We start from the raw sequence: 5918 nt of genomic DNA on the forward strand, positions 1-5918 counted from the left end.
AAGGGCCGTTTTGCATGTGATGGTTGTTTTTGGTATTTGGGGGATCCGTCTTGATCCGGCTGTAATTGTATAGCGGTCTGCAGGCGGCTTGTTCGTCACTCACAGAATGTCGTCCCTTGCTTCGCTTATTTGGGGTTTCAGGGTAATGCGGGGCTCCGCAAGGGATAACATTCTGTGGGTGACGAAGGGCCGTTTTGCATGTGATGGTTGTTTTTTGTATTTTGGGGTTTGTCTTAAGAACTCGGCTGTAATTATATAGCGGTCTGCAGGCGGCTTGTTCGTCACCCACAGAATGTCGTCCCTTGTTCGCTTATTTGGGGTTTCAGGGTAATGCGGGGCTTCGCAAGGGATAACATCCTGTGGGCGACGAAGGGCCGTTTTGCGTGTGATGGTTGTTTTTGGTATTTTGGGAGTTTGTCTTGATCCGGCTGTAATTGTATAGCGGGATGCCATTTAGGCAATGACATCCCGCGTTATGTATCAGATCATTGTTTGTTGTGATATGTTTGCGTGATCATTGTTTAGAGTTTTTCTAAAAAATCCTTTAGGCGTCCCATGCCTTCTTTTATATCGTCCATTGAGCATGCGTATGAGAAGCGCACGAATCCTGGGGCGAAAAAGGCTGCGCCGGGGACTGCGGCTATGAATTTCTCTTCGAGCAGTTTTTCGCAGAATTTGATGTCGTCGGGGATCGGGCAGTCCCGTATGTCGACGAATGCGTAGAACGCGCCTTCAGGCTCCTTGACTTTCACGTACGGCATATCACGGATGAGGTCGATTATCACGCGGCGGCGTTCTGCGAATGCGTCGCGCATTTTTTCGACATCGGGGTCGGCGTATTTCAGCGCGCCCAATGCGGCCCATTGTGCGATGGAGCTCGCGTTTGACGTGAGGTGTGTCTGCAGTGTGTTCATCTTTGATGTTATCTGCTGCGGCGCCAGAGAGTAGCCTATGCGCCAGCCGGTCATCGCGTATGCCTTGCTGACCCCGTTGATGATTATTGTCCGGTCTCTCAGGTCCGGCGCGACATTCAGTATGTTTACGTGTTTCGCAGGCGCGTACGCGAAACGTTCATAAATTTCGTCGAATATGATCCAGAGCCCTTTTTCTCTCGCTGTGTCTGCGATCATCTTTATCGTGTCTTCATCGTATATAGCGCCGGTCGGGTTTGACGGGGAGTTGAGGATCATCCCGACTGTCTTTGGGGTAATCGCCTTATCAAGGGTTTCTTTTGTTGGGATAAGGTTGGTGGATATAGTGTCTGCCAACGCTTCCTTGCCGCCGGCAAGATGGATCTGCTCTACGTAACTGACCCAGGCCGGAGCGAAAAGTATAACTTCATCACCGGGGTCAACGAGAACTTGAAGCGCTTCATAGATGAGCGGTTTTGCTCCGGGCGCTATGAGGACTTCTGCCGGAGTGTAGTCCAGGTCGAAGCGTCTTTTGTAGTAATTGCAGACTTCCTGACGCAGTTCCAGTATCCCGGAGTTTATTGTGTAATGTGACTCTCCCCGGTTTATGGCGTCTATAGCTGCTTTTGATGCGCTGACGGGCGAGTTGAAATCGGGTTCGCCTGCGCTGAACGATATGACGGGTTTGCCCTCCGCCTTCATCGTCTTGGCCTTGCCGGAAATGCTGACAGTAGCTGACGGCTGTACCTCAAGTATCCTCTTTGAGAGCTTCATTTTTGTTATCCTCCTTCGCTTGTTCTGTTCCTTGATAATTATACCCGAGAGTATTTTAAAGTGAAGTCCGCATATATATAATTTTAACGTTTGATGTGTTTGAATATCATGGTAGAATAGTCTTGTAAGCAGTAGAAATATACTCGCACCAGGCAGAATGGAGGAGTTGCTATGGAGGTACGTTTTGTCACGCGTAATGTTGAACTGCCGGGAGATGTTAAGGAGTATATGGAGAAGAAGGTAGGGAAGCTTGAGAAATTCTTCGACAAAATTCTTGACACTCAGGTCGCACTCAACTTCAAAAGGGGTATGAATGTTGTTGAGATAACCTCCAATGTGAACGGAGTGGTCATGCGCGGCGAGGATTACGCGCCGGATCTGCGCAAGGCCTTTGACAAGGCTCTGAAGAACATCGAGCGTCAGGTCAAAAAACATAAGAGCTACCTGACTGACAAGGTACGGCTTAAGGTCCAGGACGTCTCATTTGATATCGACCCCGAACTGCTTGCGCCGCTTCCGTCCGAGAAGGACGAGGTGTCCAGGGAAATAGTAAAGACTAAGAAGTTCAGCGTAAATATGATGTCTCCTATAGAGGCCACGATGCAGATGGATTTGCTCGGCCACAGTTTTTTCATATTCAAGAATGATTCCAACGGGGCCATTAATGTCGTTTATCGCAGGGAAGCGGGCGGCTACGGGCTGTTGGAGCCGAGATAAATATATTTTTAGAGACTCGGGATATCTTGGATCTCAGAGCTTTTGACAATGTTGCCGCAGTATATATCATAAGAGGGGAGCCTTCAGGCTCCTCTTTTTTCGATTGACCTCATGCAGATAAAAGTGTAACTTGATCATGAATCTGTAAATTAGCTTTTATAGTTTTTTAGGGCGAAGGCGGTTGTCAAATGGAGGATAATTTTTTAAATTCACTCAATCCTAAGCAGAAAGAGGCTGTCGTCTACTGCGACGGCGATGAGCTGGTGCTTGCGGGCGCCGGAAGCGGCAAGACGCGTGTGCTGACTGCGAAGATAGCTTATCTGATAAAGGAGAAGAGGGTCTCTCCATGGCGTATTCTTGCCCTTACCTTCACGAACAAGGCTGCGCGGGAGATGAAGACGCGTGTCGAAGCACTTCTCGGCTCTGATCTGAGGGGCATGGAGGTGTCGACTTTTCACGCTTATGGGCTGCGTTTTCTGCACAGGTATCCCGATGCCCTTATGAGGCTCGGTTACCCTCGTGCTTTTGTGATCTTTGACAGGAGCGACACTAAGAATGTCGTGAAAAAAATACTTGGCGAGCTCGAAATCGATCCGCGCAGGCTTGACGTCGGAGGCGCATTGGAGCTTATCTCGCGCGCGAAGACCGAAGCCAGCCCCATTACGCGGGAAGCGTATTTGGATCCCAGATGGCGGCAGCTTTACGAAAAATATCAGAAAGCCCTGCTCTCTCAGGGAGCGCTTGATTTTGATGACCTTATGGTGCTGCCCCTGCATATCCTGGCGACAGACAAAGAGGTGCTGGGACATGAACGTTTGCGGCTGGACTGGGTGCTGGTTGATGAGTATCAGGATGTGAACCGGCCGCAGTATCTTCTTCTGAGATGCCTTGTGGACGGCGGAAGGAAGATAATGGTAGTCGGGGATCCGGATCAGTCGATATACGGCTGGCGGGGCGCGGAGATGGGTATGATCCTGAATTTCGAGAAGGATTTCAAGGGTGCGAAGGTCATAGTTCTAGATCAGAATTACCGTTCTACGGGACAGATACTGGACGGAGCAAATGGGGTAATAAAAAATAACTCCGACAGACATCCGAAAGATCTATGGACTGCGGCGGAACGCGGGAAATATATACAGATATACAGGGCGCGGACCGATAAGGACGAGGCATCATGGATATGTAAAAACATTGAAAAACTGAGCGACGACGGCTACCGCTACGGTGAAATGTCCGTGCTGTACAGGATGAACGCGCTGAGCCGAGGCCTGGAACAGGCACTGCTTGAGAATGGCATCCCCTACAGGGTGATACGTGGCGTCGCTTTCTATGAACGGCTTGAGGTAAAGGATGTCCTGTCTATGATGCGCCTTGCCGTGAACCCGAGGGACAGTATTTCCCTTGCACGCGTCGCGAATATCCCTGTGCGCGGTATCGGGAAGAAGAGTGCCGAGATACTTGCCGGACAGCTTGCAAAGACGGAAGGCATAGAAGCGGAGGCCCTGTGGCGTGAGATAGCAAAAACCGGCGGCGGACTCAGAACAAAGGCAGGCGAGGGGGCTAAGAAGCTTGCCGAGAATATGCTGGGCATACTCTCCCTTTCTTCAGACCCTCAGGAGGCGGTACGCACGATACTGGGGCCGTATGGATACGAGGATCATTTGAAGGCGAATCACCCTGAAGATTGGGAAGAACGCGTCGAAAACGTGATGGAGATCCTTTCTCTTATACCGGAAGACGGGGATATATTTCAGATTTTGACAGAAATTCCCCTGTTTACAGACCAGGACAGCCAGGCTGAGAATGTAGACAGTGTGAACCTGCTTACGCTGCACGCGGCTAAGGGACTGGAATTCCCGATAGTATTCCTGATAGGCATGGAGGAGGGGATATTTCCAAGTGCCCGTGCCGTTGCGGGGGAGAGCGACCTTTCAGAGGAGCGGCGCCTATGCTATGTGGGCATGACGCGCGCACGTGAACGCCTCTTTATGAGCGGCGCCGGAAGCCGGCTGCTTTTTGGAGGAATACAGAGGAACACGACATCGCGCTTTATAGGAGAAATACCCGATAGCTGTGCCGAGAGGAATGACGACACACAAGGAGGTACATGGCATGCTGATAATAGGGCTAACGGGCGACGTTGGCGCTGGTAAGAGCACTTTATGCGGTGTCTGGCGGGAGATGGGCGCAGACGTCATTGACGCCGACACTATCGCCAGGGACATGTGGAAGCTGCCGGAGGTCCGGAGCAAAGCTGAAGCGCGCTGGGGCGAGGGTTTCTTTGACGATGAGTGGAAAACGGTGCTTGATAGGATCGCAGCCAAGATATTCTGCGACGACGAAGAATATGAATTTGCATCCGGGCTTCTTCACTCCCCTGCCATAATCGAGGTAAAACGGCGCATTGACAGGTCCGGGGCGTCCTGGGTGGCGGCCGAGATCCCGCTGCTCTACGAGTGCGGGGTCCCCGACTGGATCGATTGTGTGGTCTACGCGGCCGCTCCGCTTGAAAAGAGGGCGGAGCGCAATAAAAGACGCGGCTGGGATGTGGATGAGATCCTGCGCCGCGAAAACAAAATGATGCCCAGAGAAGAAAAAATCAGGCGCGCCGACTGGGTGATCGAGAACATAGGCACAGAGGAAGAGTGGAGGGCAAAGGCAAGGGAGTTAGGCCGGTTTTTCATCGAAAAGTGTGAGAAGGAGCGCGGCAAATAAAGCCGTAAAAATCTGTCATTTCGGCATATTCCTCAGCCGGCCCCCGGCATTTCCAATGTTTCCCCATACGGCTCTTTTCTGAAGGCAGTAAAGTATAGCGGCTCCTATCGCGGCGCCAGGGACGCAGCTTATCAGAAAAGAGACAGAGAAGAATGCGAATCCGATGTTTTTACCGATAAACGGGGCAACTATTACCGAGCTTACCCACGCGCCTATGATCCCGGTCCCTATTGGCTCAGCGAATGCGGCAGCCAGCTTGTACCTGTCGGGCAAAGCCTTTGCGGCCAGTCCGACAAAGAGGGCTCCGAACATGCTTCCGGGGAATGCGAACAGGCTGCCGGTCCCCATCATGTTGCGTATAAGGCTTGTCGTGAACGCTGCGCCTACGGCCCAGAGCGGCCCGAGCATTATGCCCGCAATGACGTTGATCGCATGCTGGAACGGGAAGCACTTTGTCGGGCCCATCGGGATCGACACTACGGACAGCACTGCTCCTGCGGCGGCCAAAACTCCTGCCAGCACTGCATTCCTGAAAATTATCCTCTTGCTGTTACCTGTTGGATCCATTGGAATCCCTCCTTCCGTGTTCTAGGACACGTACGACCTCTTTGTACAGTTCGCCGGCTTTTTTCTCGGGATCGTTCGCCTTCATGATCTCCGCCGATAGAGAAATGCCGGAGCAGCCGCACCCTGCAAGAAAGCGTATATTTGCGAGCGTTATGCCGCCTATGGCAACGGACGGGATCGTTATCGAACCGAGAGTTTTTCTGATGCCTTCAGGACCTATGACGACCGCGTCAT

At 51.8% G+C, this 5918-nt stretch carries 6 protein-coding genes; 3 read left to right on the top strand and 3 right to left on the bottom strand.

Annotated features, from left to right (window positions below; all coding sequences use genetic code 11):
- Positions 1-521 precede the first annotated feature (521 nt).
- Positions 522-1685 (bottom strand): pyridoxal phosphate-dependent aminotransferase, encoded by a 1164-nt coding sequence (locus tag LLF78_06390; GenBank protein ID MCE5202119.1) that lies wholly within the window; start codon positions 1683-1685, stop codon positions 522-524.
- 171 nt (positions 1686-1856) lie between these two features.
- On the opposite strand from LLF78_06390, the gene raiA reads away from it, so the two are divergent.
- The 3 genes from raiA to coaE all read left to right on the top strand — a co-directional run bounded on the left by raiA (position 1857) and on the right by coaE (position 5117).
- A complete protein-coding gene (raiA, locus tag LLF78_06395; GenBank protein ID MCE5202120.1) occupies positions 1857-2402 on the top strand; it encodes a ribosome-associated translation inhibitor RaiA in 546 nt (181 codons plus the stop codon).
- A 188-nt stretch (positions 2403-2590) separates the two neighbouring features.
- Positions 2591-4555 carry a UvrD-helicase domain-containing protein gene (locus LLF78_06400; GenBank protein ID MCE5202121.1) on the top strand — a complete coding sequence of 655 codons (1965 nt, stop codon included), beginning with the start codon at positions 2591-2593 and terminating at the stop codon, positions 4553-4555.
- Complete coding sequence (gene coaE, locus LLF78_06405) at positions 4515-5117, top strand: dephospho-CoA kinase (GenBank protein MCE5202122.1); 603 nt, start codon at positions 4515-4517, stop codon at positions 5115-5117. The genes LLF78_06400 and coaE overlap by 41 nt, the downstream gene beginning before the upstream one ends.
- Before the next feature lie 15 nt (positions 5118-5132).
- Here coaE and thiW read toward each other — a convergent pair whose 3' ends face one another.
- Together thiW and LLF78_06415 are read right to left on the bottom strand one after the other, a co-directional pair.
- The gene (gene thiW, locus LLF78_06410; protein ID MCE5202123.1) at positions 5133-5684 is read right to left on the bottom strand and encodes an energy coupling factor transporter S component ThiW; all 552 of its coding nucleotides are present in this window, start codon (positions 5682-5684) and stop codon (positions 5133-5135) included.
- Positions 5668-5918 (bottom strand): thiamine phosphate synthase (locus tag LLF78_06415; protein MCE5202124.1); only part of this gene is annotated, 251 nt, incomplete at its 5' end. The genes LLF78_06415 and thiW, both read right to left, overlap by 17 nt.

The sequence above is a fragment of the Synergistaceae bacterium genome (assembly GCA_021372895.1).
Lineage (GTDB): Bacteria > Synergistota > Synergistia > Synergistales > Synergistaceae > JAJFTP01.

What these genes read in the sequence shown, in the direction of transcription:
- LLF78_06390 (MCE5202119.1), bottom strand. Translation starts at nt 1,685, where the DNA reads ATGAAGCTCTCAAAGAGGATACTTGAGGTACAGCCGTCAGCTACTGTC.
- thiW (MCE5202123.1), bottom strand. Translation starts at nt 5,684, where the DNA reads ATGGATCCAACAGGTAACAGCAAGAGGATAATTTTCAGGAATGCAGTG.
- LLF78_06400 (MCE5202121.1), top strand. Translation starts at nt 2,591, where the DNA reads ATGGAGGATAATTTTTTAAATTCACTCAATCCTAAGCAGAAAGAGGCT.
- raiA (MCE5202120.1), top strand. Translation starts at nt 1,857, where the DNA reads ATGGAGGTACGTTTTGTCACGCGTAATGTTGAACTGCCGGGAGATGTT.
- coaE (MCE5202122.1), top strand. Translation starts at nt 4,515, where the DNA reads ATGCTGATAATAGGGCTAACGGGCGACGTTGGCGCTGGTAAGAGCACT.